Source organism: Arthrobacter sedimenti (assembly GCF_042652025.1).
Taxonomy (GTDB): Bacteria; Actinomycetota; Actinomycetes; order Actinomycetales; family Micrococcaceae; genus Arthrobacter; species Arthrobacter sedimenti.
In genome coordinates this window covers 1-671 of sequence record NZ_JBHSDQ010000023.1, presented here as the reverse complement: position 1 = coordinate 671, position 671 = coordinate 1, and the positions used below count along the sequence as shown (strand labels likewise).

Annotated in this window: 1 protein-coding gene; it reads left to right on the top strand. The window is 62.1% G+C overall.

What is annotated here, in order from left to right:
• The coding region (locus ACFO0G_RS19895; protein ID WP_376979803.1) for an enolase C-terminal domain-like protein at nt 1-671 on the top strand (671 nt) is incomplete at both ends.

Genomic DNA, 671 nt, shown 5'->3' with positions numbered 1-671 from the left:
GCGGTGCCGGGGATCAAGGCCCTGTATGGGGTGGCGGCGCAGGCGCAGGCGTCGGGGGAGCGGTATGACTATGAGCCTGCGGGTCGTGGTGCGTTCCCGGTGGAGGAGGACTGGGACACCCGGGCGTATTTGCGGCACCTGCCGACGGTGTTTGAGGCGGTGCGGAACGAGTTTGGTCCGGAGATCCCGTTGCTGCATGACGGGCATCACCGGATGACGCCGATCCAGGCGGCGAAGCTGGGCAAGGCGTTGGAGCCGTATGACTTGTTCTGGTTGGAGGACTGCACTCCGGCGGAGAACCAGGAGGGTTTGCGCCTGGTGCGGCAGCACACCACCACGCCGTTGGCGATCGGTGAGATCTTCAATACGGTGTGGGATTACCAGACGTTGATCAAGGAACAGTTGATCGATTATGTCCGGGCCGCGTCCACGCATTTTGGCGGGATTTCGCCGTTGAAGAAGGTGATGGATTTCGCGGCGCAGTACCAGATCAAGTCCGGGTTCCATGGGCCGACGGATATTTCCCCGGTGGGGTTCGCGGCGCAGCTGCATGTGGGGTTGGCGATCCATAACTACGGGATCCAGGAGTACATGCAGCACTCGGTGAAGACCAACGAGGTCTTCGAGCAGTCCATGACGTTCGTGGACGGGTACCTGCACCCGGGCGACAA